Origin of the sequence: Microcoleus sp. AT8-A3 (genome assembly GCF_036705675.1) — a bacterium.
GTDB lineage: Bacteria > Cyanobacteriota > Cyanobacteriia > Cyanobacteriales > Microcoleaceae > Microcoleus.
The window spans coordinates 34,023-55,695 of record NZ_JAUBVD010000019.1; the positions used below are offsets into that span (position 1 = coordinate 34,023).

Sequence of the window (21,673 nt, forward strand, 5' to 3'; positions counted from 1 at the left end):
GCGTATATTTGTGGTTAAAAAATACAAATTATTGTTTTCTGATACCATCAGAACTTAGGAGCGCGAATTAAATAACTTACAATTTTAATTGTTATTGTGGGATGGGCTCTTATAGCCCGTCCAAAAAGGACGGGCTATAAGAGCCCATCCCACTTTCAAGAGTGGAAGTTATTTAATTCTCATTCCTTACACAACCATACTATACATAACATAGCGCAAATAGTGCGGAGTAGGCAAAGGAACTAATTTAGGATTAGCGATCGCACGTCATGCGATTTGAAATTGGAAATTTGAGATTTAAGATTTGAGATTGCTCGCACGGATGAGTCCGGGGGTGGCGATCGGGATGGCGAGCTTTTTTTACAGGTAAACGGATGAATCCGGATGCTTGTGACCAAATTGCTTTGGGTAAAAGAATAGTTGATAAACATTGGGAAAAAATTACAGTTAATTCTGTCCCTACCGAGGCTGCAGAGTTGGCGATCGCTATCTTTGTCAAATAATAAAATACAATGGAATAGAAGGTTTTAATTTAACTGTTGTATAAACGAGTTATGGATGCGATCGCAAATTTGTCAGGTTATCAGATTACAGAGCAACTTTATGCAGGTACACGTACCCTAGTTTATCGAGGCATCCGTACCCGCGATCAATACCCAGTCGTCATCAAACTGCTGCGAAATGAATACCCCACCTTCAACGAAATCGTCCAGTTTCGCAACCAATATACCATTGCCAAAAATCTCGACTTCCCTCACATCGTCAAACCCTTGACGCTGGAAGTATACCAAAATAGCTATGCCCTCGTAATGGAGGACTTTGGCGGAGTCTCCCTATCTACTTATCTAAAAACAGCAACAAATAACACCCAACCATCTCCAGCTTTACGTTTAACCGAATTTCTCCAAATCGCCATACCACTAACAGACATTATTCACTATCTATACCAAAACCGAGTCATTCACAAAGATATTAAACCCGCTAATATTCTCATTAAGCCAGACACCAAAGAAATTCAACTAATTGACTTTAGTATTGCATCCCTCCTACCACGAGAAACCCCAGAAATTCAGAATCCCAATATTTTAGAAGGAACATTAGCCTATCTCTCCCCCGAACAAACAGGACGGATGAATCGAGGCATTGACTATCGTAGTGATTTTTATTCCCTGGGTGTGACCTTTTATGAATTGTTAACAGGACAGTTGCCATTTGTCTCAGATGATCCGATGAAATTGGTGCATTGTCACCTCGCTAAACACTCGATACCGAGCCATCAAATAAATCCAGAAGTTCCCCTAATTTTATCTAAAATTGTCAGTAAGCTGATGGCGAAAAATGCCGAAGACCGCTATCAAAGTGCATTGGGCATCAAGCACGATTTAGATAATTGCTTATTTCAGTTACAACAAACAGCCTATATTGAATATTTTGAACTAGGAAAGCGAGATATTAGCGATCGCTTTACTATCCCTGAAAAGCTCTACGGTAGAGAAAAAGAAGTCGATAAACTATTAGCTGCATTTGAGCGAGTCAGCCTGGGAGCAACGGAAATGATGCTAGTAGCTGGTTTTTCGGGAATTGGGAAAACCGCCGTTGTTAATGAAGTTCATAAACCCATAGTCCGTCAGCGTGGTTATTTTATCAAAGGCAAGTACGATCAATTTCAACGCAACATTCCCTTCAGTGCCTTTGTGCAAGCCTTCCGCAACTTAATGAGTCAATTGCTATCCGAATCAGATACCCAACTGCAAACATGGAAAACCCAGATTTTAGCAGCAGTGGGAGATAACGGACAAGTTTTGATTGACGTGATTCCTGAGTTAGAACGCATAATTGGCGCTCAACTTGCTGCAACAGAATTGTCAGGAAGTGCCTCCCAAAATCGCTTTAATCTGCTCATGCAGAAATTCGTGCAAGTTTTCACTAGCAAAGAACATCCTTTAGTGATGTTTTTGGATGACTTGCAATGGGCGGATTCAGCTTCCCTGAATTTGCTACAATTATTGATGATGGATACAGGGTATTTATTAGTATTAGGAGCCTATCGAGACCATGAAGTTTCGCCAGTGCATCCATTTATTTTGACAGTGGATGAGATAGTAAAAACTGGGGCAACTGTGAATACGATTACTTTGCAACCGTTAAGCCAAACTGATATGAATTTGTTGGTGGCGGATACGCTCAATAGCGAATCATCTCTTGCCCAACCTTTGACCAAATTAGTATATCAAAAAACTCAGGGAAATCCTTTTTTCGCCACTCAGTTTCTCAAGGCATTACATGACGAGCAGCTCATTAGCTTTAACTGGGATATTCGGCATTGGCAGTGTGATATTGCCCAAGTCAAAGCCTTAGCAATCACTGATGATGTCGTTGAATTCATGGCTTTGCAATTGCAGAAGTTGCCGCCAGCAACTCAGGAGGTTCTCAAATTGGCTGCTTGTATTGGATCGCAGTTTGATTTGAATACCTTAGTAATTGTCAGTGAGCAATCTGCTGCAATGACGGCTACGGCTTTATGGAAAGCATTGCAGGAAGGTTTAGTTATTCCCACAACCAAAATCTATAAGTTCTTTACCGAATCGGATAGTGATGAAATTTTCCAGGCTTCAGCTAATCCCACTTATCGATTTTTACACGATCGCGTCCAGCAAGCCGCATATTCCCTGATTCCCGATTCAGATAAAAAAGAAACTCATCTCAAAATCGGACAATTACTTCAGCAAAATTGTTCAAAAATAGAGCAAGAAGAAAAACTGTTTGATATTGTCGGACATTTGAATCGAGGAATTGAGTTAATTCCCCAACCGAGCGAACGAGAAGCATTAGCTAAACTGAACTTAGAAGCCGGTTGTAAAGCCAGAAATTCTACCGCCTACACAACAGCTAGAGTTTATCTGCAAACAGGGATTGATCTACTAACAGCCGACTGTTGGCAAAGCCAGTATGAATTAACCCTGAAACTCTATGTTGCTGCTGCTGAAGCAGCCTATTTGAATGCTGACTTTGACAGCATGGAAGAGATTGCAGCACAAGTTTTGCAAGCAGCCCAGACAATCTTAGACAAAATCAAAATTTACGAAATTCAAATCGCCGCCCAGACAGCACAAAGCAAGTCACTAGAAGCCATTGCAGTAGCAAGAGATGCACTCTGGCAATTGGGGATTGAACTACCCAGTGCACCTGACGAAGCCTTGATTAGCCAAGCGCTACAAGCTGTTGCTAGCCAACTCCAAGGTAGACGGATTGAAGACCTAGCTAATCTGCCGATGATAACTGATGCCAAGGCTCAGGCTGCCATGCCACTGTTAGGAACGTTATATTCTCCCATCTTTCTGGGAATGCCCGGTTTGCTGCCCCTACTTAGCTCCAAGATGGTGAGTTTATCGCTCTCCTTTGGGAACACGCCAGCATCGACGGTGGGGTATGGCATTCACGGACTGGTGTTGTGTGCCTTTTTGGGAGAGGTGGAAACGGGGTATGCCTTTGGTAAATTGGCACTTTCATTGCTGGATAGGTTTAATGTCCGGGAATTCAAGTCCATGATTCTGAATCTATTTGGAGCCTTTATTCAGCATCGCAAAGAAGCAATGAGGGCTGTGATGCTGACGACGAAAGATAGCTATACGGCTGGCATGGAAACTGGCGATTTTCTAAGCGCTGGCTACAGCATGGTCACTTACAGCTATATGAACTTTTTCAGTGGAGTAGAACTGAGCAATTTGGAATCAGAAATAACAAGTTACAGCGCCGCCTTGGCTCAGGTAAAGCAATATTCGGCTCAGATTTATGTAGATATGGTGCGGCAGACGGTGAATAACTTAAAGGAAGTTGAGATTCTGTCGGATTGCTTAATCGGCCTAGCCTACGATGAAACAGTGATGATTCCCAAGCATAATCAGGATTATGAATTCACTGCCATCGCCGAGGTTTATATCTACAAACTGTTGCTTGCTTACTGCTTTGGTAACTACAAAGAGGCTAGCAATTACGTTAGCCAAGCCCAGCCCTATTTGATAGCAGTACCAGGATGTATTTTTATTCCCATTTTCCATTTCTATGCAGCCCTGACGCACTTGGCGCTTTTACCCACACAGCCAGAAATTGAGCAAGCTGATATTTTGGCATCTGTGGAAATCCATCAAACGACTCTGCACCAGTGGGCGCAAAATGCTCCCATGAATCATCTCCATAAGTGGTATTTAGTTGAAGCAGAAAGGCAGCGGGTTTTGGGTTACAAGGCAGATGCACTGGAAATGTACGATCGCGCGATCTCCCTCGCTAAAGAAAATCTCTTCCTCAACGAAGAAGCCCTCGCCAACGAACTCGCCGCCAAATTCTACCTAAAATGGGGCAAAGAAAAAGTAGCTCAAGCCTACATGATTGAAGCATATTATTGTTATGCCCGCTGGGGAGCTAAAGCCAAAATTGACGATTTGGAAAAACGTTATCCTCGCCTACTCGGTATTATCATTCAGCAAGCTCAAGCCTTTAGTTCATTAAAGGAAACGATCGCCCGCGGCACAATTACTTATAATACCAACTCTTCTAGCAGCAACTCTGAATTTCTCGATTTGCCTACTCTGATCAAAGCCTCTCAAGCCATTTCTGGGGAGATTGAACTAGATAAACTCCTGACTACTCTCCTAAAAATAGCGATCGCGAATGCTGGCGCCACTAAGTGTGTCTTATTGCTCAAACAAAAACAGTATTTACAGGTAGCGGCGCTTGTAGCAGAGGGACAGGAACCTGAGCTATTACCATCAATACCTCTAGAATCAAGTCAGGATGTAGCAATTAGTTTGGTTAACACTGTCAAGCGTAGTTTGAAACCTTTGGTAATAGTTGATGCTAGGGTAAGTTCCCAGGTTGGGAGCGATCGCTATATTGAACAGCACCAGCCGATCAGTGTTCTTTGTATTCCAATTCTTAATCAAGGCCAGTTGATAGGAGTTTTTTACCTGGAAAATAACCTGACGGTTGGGGCCTTTACGAGCGATCGCATTGAAGTGCTAAATTTGCTAGCTTCTCAAGCTGCTATTTCCTTAGAAAATGCCCGTTTGTATCAAGAATCTCAACAAGCATTCACAGCTCTCAAGCAGGCACAATTAACAATTGTTCAAAGCGAAAAGATGTCAGCATTGGGAAACTTAGTGGCTGGCGTGGCTCACGAAATTAATAATCCCGTTGGTTTTCTGGGGGGTAATATTCAACCAGCCTTAGATTATATCAAAGATTTGTTTGGATTGCTCGATTTGTATGAAGAAAAATATCCCCAACTCGATCCAGAGATTCGAGAGGAAATCGAGAACATCGATCTGGAATACATCCGGGAAGATTTACCGAAATTAGTAGGTTCGATGCGGGAAGGCGTGAAGCGGATTCGGGATATTAGTACCAGTCTAAGGACATTCTCCCGTGCCGATACTAACTATCCCGTAGCTTGCAATATCCACGATGGCATCGATAGCACCATTATGATCCTGAAACATCGCCTCAAGGCTAACGAAACTCGTCCAGAAATTCAAGTGATTAGGGAATACGGTAATTTGCCACCCGTGGAGTGTTATGCCGGACAGTTGAATCAAGTATTTATGAATTTGTTAGGTAATGCGATCGATGCTTTGGAGGAATCAAATCAAGGACGTAATTATGCAGAAATACTCAACAAAATTATAATTAAAACCGACATTTATCGGGATCGAAAGCAAGCGATACTTTGCATTAAAGATAACGGTGTCGGCATGAGTGAAGCAGTGCGAGAGAAGATTTTTGATGAGTTATTTACTACCAAGGAAGTAGGAAAAGGCACGGGGTTGGGATTGGCGATCGCACGGCAGATTGTAGTTGAGAAACACGGCGGTACAATCGAGGTAAATTCTGTATTGGGAGAAGGGACGGAGTTTAGAATTTTATTGCCGATGAAAGGATAAGCATATCTTGATAGATCGCCATCTTTATCCTCAAAATAGAAAAAAATAAAAGCGGTAGAGTTGGTATGCTGGGGATTTCGCACGCAGTTCTATTTTTCTCAGACTTGACGAATAAAAGTGTATACTTAGTGGCAAGAGTCAATGTCTGAGATGGAGTAATCCAGATGAATGCAGTAGTGGATTTAACGAACCGAATTTCGGGATATCATCTGGGCGATCAATTATACTGCGGTTCGAGAACCCTAGTTTATCGAGCCATCCGAGAAACAGATCAGCTTCCGGTTGTCATTAAACTATTAAATCGAGACTATCCCAGCTTCAGCGAACTGCTGCAATTCCGCAACCAGTACACCATCGCCAAAAACCTAAGTCTGCCCGGAGTCGTTGAACCCTACAATTTGGAATCCTATCGCCACAGCTATGCCCTAGTAATGGAGGATTTTGGCGGTATTTCTCTGCGAGACTACGCCCAAGAGCACTCGCTGACTCTAGCAGAAGTATTGGAAATTGCCATTCAAATAACTGACATCCTTGACGCACTATACCGAAACCGAGTCATCCACAAAGATATTAAGCCAGCTAACATCCTAATACATCCCGAAACTAAACAAATTAAACTCATAGACTTTAGCATCGCCTCCTTACTGCCAAGAGAAACTCAAGAAATTCAAAATCCCAACGTTTTAGAAGGAACCCTCGCCTATATTTCTCCCGAACAAACTGGACGAATGAACCGAGGTATCGACTACCGCACTGACTTTTATTCTCTGGGGGTCACATTTTACGAATTGCTGACAGGAAAACTGCCATTTGAATGTGAAGATCCGATGGAGTTGGTTCACTGCCATATTGCCAAACAACCTCCGGCAATAAACAGCAAAGAAATCCCGCAGGTGGTTTCGGATATTGTCATGAAGCTAATGGCAAAAAATGCCGAAAAACGCTATCAAAGTGCCTTGGGGTTGAAGCATGACTTAGAACGATGTTTGCAGCAGTGCCAAGAAACTGGAAAGATTGAAACTTTTGAGTTAGGAAGGCGGGATGTCTGCGATCGCTTCCTGATTCCTGAAAAGCTTTATGGTCGTGAAACTGAAGTAAAAACCCTGTTGAGTGCCTTCGATCGCGTGGCAAGTGGCACATCCGAATTAATGCTAGTCGCTGGGTTCTCCGGGATTGGAAAAACGGCTGTCGTCAACGAGGTACATAAACCGATTGTCCGGCAGCGGGGCTATTTCATCAAAGGCAAATTCGACCAGTTTAACCGCAACATTCCCTTCTCGGCATTTGTCCAGGCATTCCGCGATTTTATGGCACAATTACTCAGTGAAAGTGATGCCAAACTCAAGGCGTGGAAAAATAAGATTTTAGAAGCGGTTGGGGAAAACGGACAAGTAATTATTGAAATCATCCCCGAATTAGAAAAAATTATTGGTCAACAGCCAGCCGCCCTTGAATTATCAGGAACTGCTGCCCAGAATCGCTTTAATTTATTATTTCAAAAATTTACTAAAGTCTTTACCAGCTTAGAACATCCATTCGTAATGTTTTTAGATGATTTGCAATGGGCAGATTCAGCATCACTAAAGTTAATGCAGGTCTTAATGGGTGATACAGGTCATCTTTTATTAATTGGTGCGTATCGTGATAACGAAGTCCACCCAGCGCATCCATTAATGTTAACTTTGAGTGAGATTCAAAAAACACCAGCAACGATTAATAGGATTACTTTAGCAGCACTCAATAAAGTCACAGTAAATCAATTAGTTGCTGATACCCTTAAATGTACTGAAAGTTTGGCATGGACTCTTTCTGGATTAATTTATCAAAAAACTCAAGGAAATCCGTTTTTTGCTACTCAATTTATCAAGGCATTACATCAAGATGAATTGATTTATTTTAACTGGGAAGAGGGTTGTTGGCAATGTGATATCGCACAAGTAAATCAGCTTGTTTTTACAGATGATATTGTTAGCTTTATGGCCTTGCAATTAGAAAAATTGCCTACCTCAACTCAACAGGTGTTACAGCTAGCAGCTTGTATTGGAAATCAGTTTGATTTGGCTACTTTGGCGATGGTTTCTGAACAATCCCAAACCGAAGTGGCTGCAAGTTTATGGAAAGCCTTGCAGGAAGGTTTGATTTTAGCCCAAAGTGAAGTTTATAAGTTTTATGTTGGGGAAGAATATCAATTACTTGACCCAGAAAATTCTGAGATTGTTGCATATAGATTTTTACATGACCGGGTGCAACAAGCGGCATACTCCCTAATCCCCGCCGATGAAAAACAAACCGTTCACCTGAAGATTGGACAGTTAATCCTGAGTAACACCCTCGAAAGCAACCGGGAAGAACGCATTTTTGAAATCGTCAGTCAACTTAATGTTGCGGCTGAATCAATCGTCCAATCCGCAGAACGTCAAAGATTGGCGCAATTTAATTTGATGGCAAGTCGCAAGGCAAAAGCAGCGATCGCCTATACTGCCGCCTGCAAATATGCCGAAGTGGGCATTGGGTTACTCACTCAAAACAGTTGGCAGCATCAGTATGAGTTGACGCTAGCACTCTATCAAGTCGCCACAGAAACCGCCTATCTGAGCGGTGATTTAGAGAAAATGGCAGCCAATGCCCGCCTTGTCCTGAAGCACGCCAAAAGCCCATTAGATCAAATCAGCGTTTATGAAGTGAAGATTGAGGCATTCACTGCTCAAGGTCATTTTACTCAAGCGATCGCGGCGGCACTTGCCATCTTAAAGCAATTGGGAGTGGAACTGCCTGCAGCCCCTACCCAGGAAGATGTGGCGGCTGCCTTTAGTACCGTCTCCGATGCGATTGGAGAGCGTTTGCCTGGTGAGTTACTCAACCTCAGCGAAGCAAGGGATGTGAACATCTTGGCAGCGGCTCGAATTTTGACATCGGCAGCACCGGGCGCTTATCTTTCTCAGCCACTGTTGTATTTACTGGTGATTTTAAAAAAGGTTTATCTGTCCATCGTGTATGGCAATGAGTCAACCTCGACCTTTTGTTATGCCTCTTATGGGATATTGATGTGTGGTGTGTTGGGAAAAGTTGAATTAGGTTATGAATTCGGTCAGTTAGCCCTTGACCTGCTATCACGTTATCCCAATTCCGAATTAAAGGGGAAAACTTTATCACTCGTCTATGTGTACACAAGGCATTGGAAAATGCACCTGCGTGAGACATTACAGCCCTTGCAGATGGCTTATTGTAGTTGTTTAGATGTAGGCGATTTGGCTTTCGCGGGCTACTCTGCCTATAACTACGGTTTTTACTCCTATTTTGCAGGGCAGAATTTAACGCAACTGGAGCCGGAAGTTGCCGGATATTGTGAATCGCTCAAGCACCTCAAGCAAAATCTAACTCTGACTTATTCCCAGTTGAATCGACAAATTCTGCTGAATTTAATGGGGGATGCAGATAACGTGGTGGTGTTGAGCGGTGCAGCGTACAATGAACAGCATCAACTTCCATTACATGAAACAACGGGCGATCGCACCGGATTAGCATTGCTGTGGATTAACAAACTGATTGTGTCCTATCTGTTTTCAGAGTTTGAAGAAGCTGTAGAACAGGCTGGGCAGGCAAGACAGTATTTGGATGCTGTCCTTGCTTTTTTATATGTACCAATCTTTCATTTTTATGAGTCTTTAGTCCAGTTAGCATGGTTTGGCCAATTTTCGGATCCAGAAGAGCAGCAAATGAAAGAATGCGTCGCTGCTAACCAAGAAAAACTAAAATACTGGGCAACTTATGCGCCGATGAATTTTTTGCACAAATTTCATTTAGTCGAGGCGGAACGAGAGCGAGTACAAGGTAATAAAGCTGAGGCATTAGAGTTGTACGATCGCGCGATCGCAGGAGCCAAAGAAAACGAATACCTCCAAGAAGAAGCGTTAGCAAACGAATTAGCTGCAAAATTCTACCTAGATTGGGGAAAAGAAAAAGTTGCCGCCAGCTATATGCAGGAATCATATTACTGTTATGCCCGTTGGGGAGCTAAAGCCAAAGTTGAACACCTAGAACAAAGCTATCCCCAATTACTTCATCCCATCCTGAATCAGCCGAAACTTCGCTTTAATCCTCTAGAGACGTTGGTAACGATTAGCCAGTCTTCGCACATTTCTACCACCAGCAGCACCAGTATTTCCGATGCCCTTGATTTCGCATCTATTGTGCAAGCTGCTCAAGCTTTATCGAGTAAAATTCATATTGATGAATTACTCGATACCCTCAATCAAATTATTTTGAAAACTTCTGGCGCAGAAACTTGTGCTTTGCTACTCCCCCATCGGGATGAATGGCAAATCCGGGCCATAACTCACATCAATCCAGATAATGAGTTACCCACAACCTTACTGCAAACCCAATCTATCGATGGCTCGGAGATGATTCCGCTCAAGCTGGTTTATTATGTCAAACACACCCTGGAAACTGTGGTTATTGAAGGTGGCAAGACGGATATTCCGGGTTTAATGAATGACTGTACGCTCCAGTATCACTCTCAGAGTATGCTATGTACTCCGATTATCGATCGCGGGAACTTAGTTGCGATACTTTATCTCGAACATAGCTCGACGAAAGGAGTGTTTACTCGCGATCGTCTCCTCATCCTCAACTTCCTCTGCACTCAGGCTGCCATTTCCCTAGAAAATGCACGATTGTATCAGCAAGCGCAAGACTACGCCCACCAGGTTGAACAATCACAACTGCAATTAGTGCAGAGCGAAAAAATGTCGGCTTTGGGCAATTTAGTGGCCGGGGTTGCCCATGAAATTAATAATCCCGTGGGATTTATTTCTGGCAATATTCATGAAGCGATCGCCGCCGTCAAAGATATTACAGAATACTTGCAACTATATCAAGAAAAATTTCCGAGTCCCGGTGAGGAGATTGAAGAAAAAGCTGAAGAGCTCGATATCGAATATCTTTTAGAAGATTTACCAAAAATGTTGCATTCTATGCAAGTCGGGTGCGATCGCATTCAAGGTATCAGCACCAGTCTTCGTACCTTCTCCCGAACAGACAAAGATTACAAGGTTTCTTTCAATATTCATGACGGAATTAACAGTACGATTTTGATTCTCAAACACAGATTGAAAGCGAACGAACAGCGTCCAGCGATTGAAGTTGTGAAAGAGTACGGGAACTTGCCCTCTGTCGATTGCTTCCCCGGACAACTCAATCAGGTGTTTATGAATATCTTGGCAAATGCCATTGATGCACTGGAAGAATCAAATCGGGAACCGAGTTTAGATCGGATTAAAACCCCAGCCCATTGCATCACGATTCGGACAGAAAGACAGTCTTCTAAGTGGGTGAGTATTCGCATTTATGACAACGGAACAGGCATAGCAGATGAGATAAAATGTCATATTTTTGACCACTTATTTACAACTAAAGGTGTGGGTAAAGGCACGGGGTTAGGATTGGCGATCGCACGGCAGATTGTAGTTGAGAAACACGGCGGTAAAATCGAGGTAAATTCTGTATTGGGAGAAGGGACGGAGTTTACAATTTTATTGCCTACAAACGGATGAAGTTAATTATGCGATCGCCGCCTTTAACCCTTACACATAGAGGCGCACATTAATTTTTAGCAGTCACTATTTGAGATGAGGAGAGCCAAAATGAATGCAGGTATAGATTTAACCAGTCCAATTGCCGGATACCGTCTAATCGAGCAACTGTACAGTGGTTCTAAAACCCTGGTTTACCGAGCTTTTCGAGAAATCGATCTGCTTCCCGTTGTCATTAAACTATTCAATAGAGACTATCCCAGTTTCAGCGAACTGCTGCAATTTCGCAACCAGTATACCATCGCAAAAAATTTACGTCTGCCGGGAGTCGTTGAACCTTACTGTCTGAAATCCTACCACCACAGCTATGCCCTAGTGATGGAGGATTTTGGCGGCATTTCTCTATGGCAATACGCCCAAGATAGATGCCGAAGACGGATCGGTGAAGCACCTACGCTGACTTTAGCAGAAATATTGGAAATTGCCATTCAAATAACTGACATCCTTGACGCACTATACCGAAATCGAGTCATCCACAAAGATATTAAGCCAGCTAACATCCTAATACATCCCGAAACTAAACAAATTAAACTCATAGACTTTAGCATCGCCTCCTTACTGCCAAGAGAAACTCAAGAAATTCAAAATCCCAACGTTTTAGAAGGAACCCTCGCCTATATTTCTCCCGAACAAACTGGACGAATGAACCGAGGTATCGACTACCGCACTGACTTTTATTCTCTGGGGGTCACATTTTACGAATTGCTGACAGGAAAACTGCCATTTGAATGTGAAGATCCGATGGAGTTGGTTCACTGCCATATTGCCAAACAACCTCCGGCAATAAACAGCAAAGAAATCCCGCAGGTGGTTTCGGATATTGTCATGAAGCTAATGGCAAAAAATGCCGAAAAACGCTATCAAAGTGCCTTGGGGTTGAAGCATGACTTAGAACGATGTTTGCAGCAGTGCCAAGAAACTGGAAAGATTGAAACTTTTGAGTTAGGAAGGCGGGATGTCTGCGATCGCTTCCTGATTCCCGACAAAATCTATGGACGAGAAACCGAAGTAAAAACGCTCATACAAGCCTTTGAAAGAGTCAGCAAAGGTGCAACAGAAATAATGCTCGTTGCGGGTTTTTCAGGAATTGGCAAAACTGCCGTTGTCAACGAAGTTCATAAACCCATTGTGCGGGAACGGGGTTATTTTATCAAAGGAAAATACGATCAATTTCATCGCAACATTCCCTTCAGCGCCTTTGTGCAAGCATTCCGCGATTTAATTGGGCAATTGCTATCCGAATCAGATTGGCAATTAGAAACATGGAAAAGCCAGATATTAACTGCATTAGGAGACAATGGACAAGTCTTAATTGACGTAATTCCTGAGTTAGAAAATATTATCGGTAAACAGCCAGCCGCCCTTGAATTATCGGGAACTGCAGCCCAAAATCGGTTTAATCTCCTATTGCCCAAATTTGTGCAAGTATTTACCAGTAAAGAACATCCATTAGTCATGTTTTTAGATGACTTGCAATGGGCAGATTCCGCATCACTTAACTTGCTGAACTTATTGATGCAAGAGGCTGGGTATCTATTAATATTAGGTGCTTATCGAGATAATGAAGTCTCCCCCGTACATCCATTTATTTTAACAGTGGATGAAATTGTTAAAACTGGGGCAACGGTGAATACAATTACTTTGCCACCGTTAAGGGAACCTGATATGAATCAGTTAGTGGCAAATACACTGAATTGTGAATTATCCCTAGCCGCTCCTTTGACAAAATTAGTGTTTCAAAAAACTCAAGGTAATCCTTTTTTTGCGACTCAGTTTATCAAAGCATTACATGATGACAAGTTAATTAGCTTTGATTGCAAAAAGCAATATTGGCAATGCGATATTGCCCAAGTGAAGGCCTTAGCAATTACGGATAATGTGGTTGAATTCATGGCATTGCAATTACAGAAATTGCCCCGAGAAACTCAGGATAGTCTCAAACTAGCGGCTTGTATTGGGGCGCAGTTTGATTTGAATACCTTAGCAATTGTCAGTGAGAAATCTGCCGACAGTAGCGCCACAGCTTTATGGAAAGCCTTGCAAGAAGGTTTGGTAATTCCTACTACCGAAATTTATAAGTTCTATACCCAATCTGATAGTGAAGAAGTTTTCAATGATTCCGCCAATCCGACTTATCGATTTTTACACGATCGCGTCCAACAAGCGGCTTATTCATTGATTCCTGACGAGCAAAAACAGCAGACTCATTACCATATTGGGAAACTACTCCAACAAAACTTATCAGAAATAGAAAAAGAGGAAAAGCTGTTTGATATTGTCGGGCATTTGAATTTAGGAATTGAGTTCATGACTCAAGCTGAGGAACGGGAAGCCTTAGCCAGATTGAACTTAGCAGCCGGACAGAAAGCCAGAAATTCTACAGCCTATACAAGCGCCAGAAGTTTTGTGAAAACAGGGCTGGAGTTACTCACTGAAAACTGTTGGGAAACTCAGTATGAATTAACCCTGAATCTTTATGTGGCTGCGGCTGATAATGCTTACTTAAATGCCGATTTTAATAGCATGGAAGAAATGGCAGCTCAGGTTTTGCGATCGGCCAAAACAATACTAGATAAAGTCAAGATATTTGAGATTCAAATCAACGCACTGACAACTCAGAGTCAGATGTTAGAAGCGATCGCGATCGGCACTAATGCCCTAGCACAATTGGGGATTGAACTCCCCTATGAAACTGACGAAGCCTTGACACGCATTGCATTACAAAACCTTGCCAACCAACTGGAGGGCAAACAGATTGAGGAACTGGTTAACCTTCCCGTGATGAGCGATCCTCGGACAATCGCGGCGATGCAATTGTTAGGCATCTTGTTTCCGGCTATTTTTATGGGAAATCCTGCCTTGCAGCCTCTGCTTTGTGCCACAATGGTCAGTCTATCACTTGAATTTGGAAATACACCAGCATCAACAATCGGGTATGTGGGTTATGGCATTGTGCTGTCTGGTTTTTTATCAGAAGTAGAGAAAGGTTATCGCTTTGGGCGAGTAGCACTGAGCTTACTCAATCAGTTGAATTGGCCAGAATTTAAATGTATCACTTTACTTTGGTTTGGCTGTTTTATTCAGCATCGTCAAGAACCACTGAGGGCAGGAATCCCAACTGCGAAAGAAGGCTATTTAGTCGGAATGGAAACAGGTGATTTTCTGAATGCTGGTTACTGCGTCAGTAGTTATTTATATAATAAATTTTTTTCGGGAGTAGAGCTTGATGATTGGCACGCAGAAATAGAAAATTACTGTGTTGTCTTAGCGACTGTGAAGCAATATTCTCCTATGGTTTACCTGAAGCTGGCACAACAGGCGGTGCATAACTTGAGCGAAATTGTCAAGCAACCGGATTTGTTAATCGGTGAGGCTTATGATGAAAAGGTGATGTTTCCTCAGCACAATCAGAATAGTGAGCTTACTGCACTCGCTCTTGCCTATAACTACAAACTAATGCTTGCCTATCTCTTTGGCAATTACACCAACGCCCTAGACTACATTGCCCAAGCAAGCCTTTATTTGAAGGTAGCGGCAGCAATGATTCATACTCCGGTTTTCCATTTCTATGCAGGGTTAACCTACTTGGCACTCTGCTCTAGGCAGTCAGAAATTGAGCAAGGGAACACTCTCGCTTTGGCAGAAACCCATCAAACCACTCTGGCTCAATGGGCAAACCCTGCCCCGATGAATCACCAACATAAAGTTAACTTAGTAGAAGCAGAAAAATGCCGAGTTTTAGGCAAGAATTACGAAGCTGGAGATTGGTACGATCGCGCCATTTCAGGAGCCAAAGAAAATGGTTATATCCAAGAAGAAGCTTTAGGCAACGAACTAGCTGCAAAATTCTACTTAGATTGGGGGAAAGAAAAAGTTTCACAATCTTACATGATTGAGGCGTATTACTGTTATTCTCGTTGGGGTGCAAAGGCTAAAGTCGCTTATTTAGAACAACACTATCCACAACTACTGAAAGCTATTCTTCAACCTACTAAATTTGTCATCCCCTCTGGAAAAACTATCAACCAGACCAGGATGGGAAGCCTAACTAGCGTCAGTAGTAGCGAGAATTTATGGTTAGATTTTCCAGCAGTAATGAGGGCCGCACAAGCCATTTCACAAGAAATTGAATTAGAGAAACTATTAGCCACTTTGATGCAGATTACGCTCGCGAATGGGGGAGCACAAATCGGTTGTTTAGTTCTTCTCCAAGACTGCCAATGGTTAGTCGTCGCTCAAGCCGTTGAAAAGCAGACAAAAATATTAGAAATTCCTCTGGAACAATATCAGGAAATTCCTCATAGTTTGATTTATGCGGTGGCACGAACTCAAGCGACGGCTGTTTTTGACAACTTAAGTACAGCCGACCAATTTGCAGGCGATCGCTATATTATCGCTCATCAACCTCAATCAGTTTTATGTACTCCAATTATTCGGCAAGGAAAACTCGTCGGTATTGTGTACTTAGAAAATAACTTAACAGTGGGAGCATTTACTAATGAGCGAGTAGAAATTCTCCAGATGCTCTCAGCTCAAGCGGCGAATTCTATTGATAATGCTCGTTTATATAAACAAATAGAGAAATATTCCCAAAGCTTAGAAGCAGAAGTAGCGCAAAAAACGGAAGATTTAAGGCAAAAAGCTTTTGATTTAGAGCAAGCCTTTAAAAACTTACAACAAACGCAAGCACAATTAATTCAGAGCGAAAAAATGTCATCTCTGGGTCAACTGGTAGCTGGGATTGCTCACGAAATCAACAATCCAGTAACATTTATTCGTAGTAATGTTGGACATATAGAGGATTATGTCAAAGATTTGCTTATTTTACTTAATATTTATCAACAAGAGTATCCTGAAGCCAGTAAAGTAATTAAAGCGAAAATAGAAGAAATGGATTTAGAATTTATCTGGGAAGATTCAATTAAAATTCTGCAATCTATGAAAGCAGGGAGCGATCGCATTAGCCAAATTATCCTGAGTTTGCGTAACTTTTCCCGCTTAGATGAAGCCGACATGAAAGCAGTAGATTTACATACCGGAATTGAAAGCACTTTGCTAATTTTACAAACTCGCTTAAGACTGAGCGATGGCAAATCAGAAATACAAGTTATTAAAGAGTATGGAAATCTGCCCAAGGTCATTTGTTATGCTAGTGAGATAAATCAAGTATTTCTGAGTATTATCAGTAACGCTATTGATGCTCTTCAATCAATTGATACAACAGACAAAAGTCCTGCCATCACGATTCAGACTGAAGTTATAGAAAAAGACAGGGTTACAATTAAAATAACTGATAATGGTGCCGGTATTCCGGCGAATATTCAATCCCGAATATTCGATCCATTTTTTACAACTAAACCAGTGGGTAGCGGTACTGGTTTGGGTTTATCTGTTAGCTATGGTATTGTCAAAAAACATGGGGGAAAATTAACCTGTAATTCGAGAGTTGGAGATGGTACAGAGTTAGCGATCGAGATTCCTATCAGGTATATTAGAACCTAAAGAAGGTTCTTAGGAATGAGAATTAAATAACTTCCACTATTGAAAGTGGGAGGGGCTCTTATAGCCCGTCCACTCATGACGGGCTATAAGAGCCCATCCCACAATAACAATTAAAATTGTAAGTTATTTAATTCGCGATCCTTACTCCTACACCCGTTGGGAGGTCAAACAAAAAATATTCGATCATTTATTGACGACGAAAGCGGTAGGGAAAGGAACGGGATTAGGATTGGCGCACGGCTGATTGTAGTTGAGAAACACTTTAGTATGCTAGAAGTCAACTCAACTTTAGATCGCGGTACAGAATTTATAATTTCACTGCCATGTTGAACATTACCTGGGTAATTTATAGCCAATTTTGGGATTTTTATTGAAAATTGAAAGTTTTTTACACCCGACTTTACAATTTATAGTGAGGGATAACTTCTGCCAAAGTCTTGATACTTCCGTCGGGCTAATTCATAAAGGAATCTCGATCGCAAATTCCGTACCTTCTCCTACGGTGGAACGGCAGCTTAAGGATCCGGCGTGTTTTTCCGCGACAATTCGGTAACTGATGGCTAACCCTAAACCAGTGCCTTTTCCCATCGGTTTTGTCGTGAAAAACGGGTCAAATAATCGGCTACGCACGTCTTCTGTCATGCCGATCGCATTATCGGAAATGCGAATACAAATACTATTTTCGTTCAGGGCTTCTGTGCGAATGCTAATAGTTGGTTCCCAATCGTCGCCGCCGGCTGCCGCTCGCCTTTTTTGGTTGCAAGCATCTTCCAATGCGTCAATACTGTTGCTCAGCAGGTTCATAAATACCTGATTTAGCTGACCTGCATAACATTCTATTAAGGGGAGTTTACCGTAATCTTTGATTACTTTAATTTCTGGATAGTCGCCTCTGGCGCGCAGTTTGTTGTGTAAAATTAGCAGCGTATTGTCTATGCCTTCATGAACGTTGGTAGGCTTTTTTACCGAGTCGTCTAAACGCGAGAAATTTCGCAAGCTCAGAACTATTTCGCGAATGCGATCGGCTCCCATTTTCATCGAAGATAATATTTTCAGTAAATCTTCTCTCAGAAATTCTAAATCGATATTGTCAATACATTCTTGAACTTCTACCAGCGGCTGAGGATAGTGTTTTTGGTAAAGTTCTACAAGCTGCAACAAGTCTCTGATATATTGGCTGGCGTAGGAAATATTGCCGTAGATAAAACTGACAGGGTTATTAATTTCGTGAGCTACTCCAGCTACCATTTGACCGAGACTTGACATTTTTTCGGTATGAATTAGATGAGCTTGAGTTTCTCGGAGTTCTTTGAGAGCGATTTCTAGCTGCTGGGCTCTGTTGTTGGCGATCGCCTCGGAGAGGCGCAAAGCATCCTCCGCTGCTTTGCGCTCTGTGATGTCAAAAATGGCGCCGTTGAGGGATAAAACTTTACCGTCTGCGTTGAAAAGGGCTTGACCTTTCTCTGCAACCCACCGCACATTTCCGTCGCAGTGAATTAGGCGATATTCGATGATGTAAGGTTGTTTTGTCTTAATAGCCCGATCGATAATTGTCTCGATTTGCTCCACGTCATCGGCATGAACTATACTCGGAAAAGCCTGCACCGGTTTTTGCATAAAGTTAGCTGCCGGATAGCCGGAAATAGCTTCGATGCCACTGCTGATAAAAGTTACGCTCGATCGCCCCGCAGCACTGCAGCGGTAAACCGCACCGGGAATGCTAGAAACTAATGACCTAAATTCTTCTTCCCTTTCTCGCAAAGCTGCCTCAATCCGCTTGCGTTCGCTAATGTCACGAGCAAACGCACACTGATATTCTTTGCCGTTAAATTCCAAATGGTTGATGGTAATTTCTACGGGAAAAATGCGACCGTACTTAGTGAGGTGGTGAACTTCAATATTAACCGAACCGCAGCGTTTTAAGACTTTCCAGTGCAAACTCCAAGCAGTTTGGGGAAAATCTGGATTGATGTCGTGCACGGTCATCGAGAGCAATTCTGCGGCAGAATATCCTAATGAAGTGCAAGCAGCGTCGTTGACGTACAAAAATTTACCGTCGGGCCCGATCCAGAATATCGCATCTGCCGATCGGTCGATCGCAAATTGAGTCAGTTGCAACTTTTCCTCAACCCGCTGGCGATCGGCAATTTCTTTTTCTAACTGTTCGTTAAGCGAATTGAGAGCTAAAGTGCGATCGACAATAGTATCTAAAGGGTAAATATCGAGCAATTGTTTTGCCAATTCTCCTTTCTCGATATCATATTCGGGCTGATTTTGTTCTACTTTTTTTAAAGACATTTGTTGAAATTTTTCTTTTTGATTGAAACCAGACTCGGCAAGTGCTTTCGGCATGAGGGCGAGGGCAGTTGCGGCTAAAAGCAAAGAAATCAAAGCACTTGCTGCTTTGAGAGTTATCAACAGCCAATATATGGAATGCCAAAGCGTCCAAACTTCCGTCAATTTAGCGGCGCTCCAGGCAAAAAAAACAATGGCAAACAGCCGGAAAATCTTGCGCTGAGAACCTTGGCGGGTAAAATAAACTAACGATAGGGCGATCGAGCAATAAGCCAGTGCCGTCAGCGAGTCAAAAACAGCGTACAATCGCAACTCCGGCACCAGGTTGCAGGCGAGTCTAGAAGATACAGCAAGTGTGGAAAAAAAAATTGTTAATTGTTCTTGCATAAAGTTCAAGAAAAAAATTATCTGTACCAATGCAAATCGGATCAAATCTAATTATTTGATTTCGGCTAGTGAAATATTTACATAATTATATACTTTTTTCATTTTTTATGAAACAGCTATTTTTTCAGGAAATGTCAAAACTGTCGAGGTGGGGCCCTGGGAACGAAGTTTTTCCCAAGCATGAGCCATGCCGAGCGTCACGGCTCGCAACGTAAGCATTGCTCCCTGTGACGGAATACATAGGTTTGCCTACTGATTGCTTCAGAAACATTTAAATAGTTAACGATCGCTATTAAATTTTCTTTGAGATTACTTAAGCAGTGAGCCAGGGGTTAAAAACCCCTGGCTCACAGATGGACTAACAGACTTTTAAGGCAAAGAAAATCTCAATTTTTCCGCTGGAAATCCACAATTAAGCACCGCCCAGCGCCCAATGCACCAAAGTCCGAACACCAAAACCAGTAGCCCCAGGGCCATTATAGCCATTTTCTTTGTCAGTCCAAACCGGGCCGGCAATATCTAAATGCGCCCATGCAGTATCCTTTACAAACTGCTTCAAAAATAGCGCCGCCGTAATCGAACCGCCGGGACGCGGGCCAGTATTTTTCATGTCGGCGTGCAATGCTTTCAACCCCTCAAAATACTTCTCTTCCATCGGCATCCGCCAAAATTTTTCGCCGGCCAATTCTGAGGCGGCGACTATTTCGGCAGCGACGCTATCTTGAGGACTCCACAAACCCGCGATATCGTCGCCTAAAGCAATTACGCAGGCCCCGGTTAGAGTTGCTAAATCTACTATTGCGTCAACTCCCAATTTATCAGCAAATACCAAAGCATCAGCCAGGGTTAAACGACCTTCAGCGTCGGTATTGTTGACTTCAATTGTTTTGCCGTTGGAAGCTGTAAGAATGTCTCCAGGGCGCATGGCGCGGCCGCTGATCATGTTTTCTGTGACGGCGCTGATAAAGTGAACTTCCACATCGGGTTTGATGTGACCGATCGCCTTTGCCGCTCCCAAAGTAGCCGCAGCGCCGCCCATATCTACTTTCATCATTTCAATGCCGCTGCCCGCACCTTTGATGTTCAAACCGCCAGAATCAAAGGTCAATCCTTTGCCGACAATTGCTATTTTGCGGCGCGGTGTGCCTTCGGGTTTGTAAGTTAAATGGATGAATTTAGGCGGTAAATCAGATGCTAGGGCAACGCCGAGAAAGGCTCCCATTCCAAGTTTTTCGCAGTCTTCTCGCTCCAATATTTCTAATTCTAAACCGCATTCGGTAGCTAGACTTTGAGCGGTTTCTGCCATGGTAATCGGGGTGACAAAATTTGCAGGCGCTGCGACTAATTCCCGTGCTAAAATGACTCCGGCAGTGATTTGGCGGGCGCGGACGATCGCACTTTCGGTACCGGCAAAACCGAGCAAATGAATTTGTTCGAGTTGCGGGCTTTTGTCTTCCTGTTCCGATTTGAAACGGTTGTCTTGATTCAAGGAGAGTTCTACACCTTCGGCGATCGCGCTTGCTGTAGAATCCGGCGCACTTTTCCACACAGGAAAGCTAATTCCGAGGGTTTTGCATTTCTCCTTTTTGGCTAACTTGGCGCAAACGCCTGCAGCTTGCCGCACGGTGTCTAATTTTAAGTCCTCTGTTTTTCCCAAACCGACGATCGCAATTTTGCGAATGGGATTATTGCCGCCGACGCGGGTGATGGCGCTCGTGCCCACTTTGCCCTTAAAATCTACTTCCAGTAGCAGCTCTTTCAAAGTGCCTGCAAGCTTTTCATCTAATTGTGCCAGCTCGCCGGTGAATTCCAAGCCGTCCTCAAATAGACCAATTGCCAGGGCGTCTCCTGTCCAAACAGAGCGGGGCGTATCGGTGACTAGAAATTCCATGTTTTGATTTACACTTTAGATTTTAGATTTTTGATTGTACTTTGCAGTGGGTGGTTTGTGGTTTTTCG

General features: G+C 42.9%; 5 protein-coding genes and 1 pseudogene. 4 read left to right on the plus strand and 2 right to left on the minus strand.

The genetic code is table 11. The features are described 5' to 3' along the window. The first annotated feature begins 554 nt into the window (after positions 1 to 554). From QUB51_RS13700 to QUB51_RS30410, 4 genes and pseudogenes are all read left to right on the plus strand, one after another. Positions 555 to 5,936: an AAA family ATPase gene (locus QUB51_RS13700; RefSeq protein WP_333208007.1), complete on the plus strand. Its 5,382-nt coding sequence runs from the start codon at positions 555 to 557 to the stop codon at positions 5,934 to 5,936. Between the two features lie 164 nt (positions 5,937 to 6,100). Next, positions 6,101 to 11,491 (plus strand): AAA family ATPase, encoded by a 5,391-nt coding sequence (locus QUB51_RS13705; protein WP_333261420.1) that lies wholly within the window; start codon positions 6,101 to 6,103, stop codon positions 11,489 to 11,491. A 90-nt stretch (positions 11,492 to 11,581) separates the two neighbouring features. Continuing rightward, complete coding sequence (locus QUB51_RS13710) at positions 11,582 to 17,032, plus strand: AAA family ATPase (RefSeq protein ID WP_333261417.1); 5,451 nt, start codon at positions 11,582 to 11,584, stop codon at positions 17,030 to 17,032. A gap of 160 nt (positions 17,033 to 17,192) precedes the next feature. Then, a pseudogene (locus tag QUB51_RS30410) lies at positions 17,193 to 17,362 on the plus strand (sensor histidine kinase); the annotation flags it as partial. Positions 17,363 to 17,491: 129 nt separating this feature from the next. Here QUB51_RS30410 and QUB51_RS13715 read toward each other — a convergent pair. Then, positions 17,492 to 19,714: a PAS domain S-box protein gene (locus QUB51_RS13715; RefSeq protein WP_333056370.1), complete on the minus strand. Its 2,223-nt coding sequence runs from the start codon at positions 19,712 to 19,714 to the stop codon at positions 17,492 to 17,494. Positions 19,715 to 20,126: 412 nt separating this feature from the next. Next, entirely contained in the window at positions 20,127 to 21,605 is a 1,479-nt protein-coding gene (locus tag QUB51_RS13720; protein WP_333261414.1) for a leucyl aminopeptidase, read from the minus strand. Positions 21,606 to 21,673: the final 68 nt, after the last annotated feature.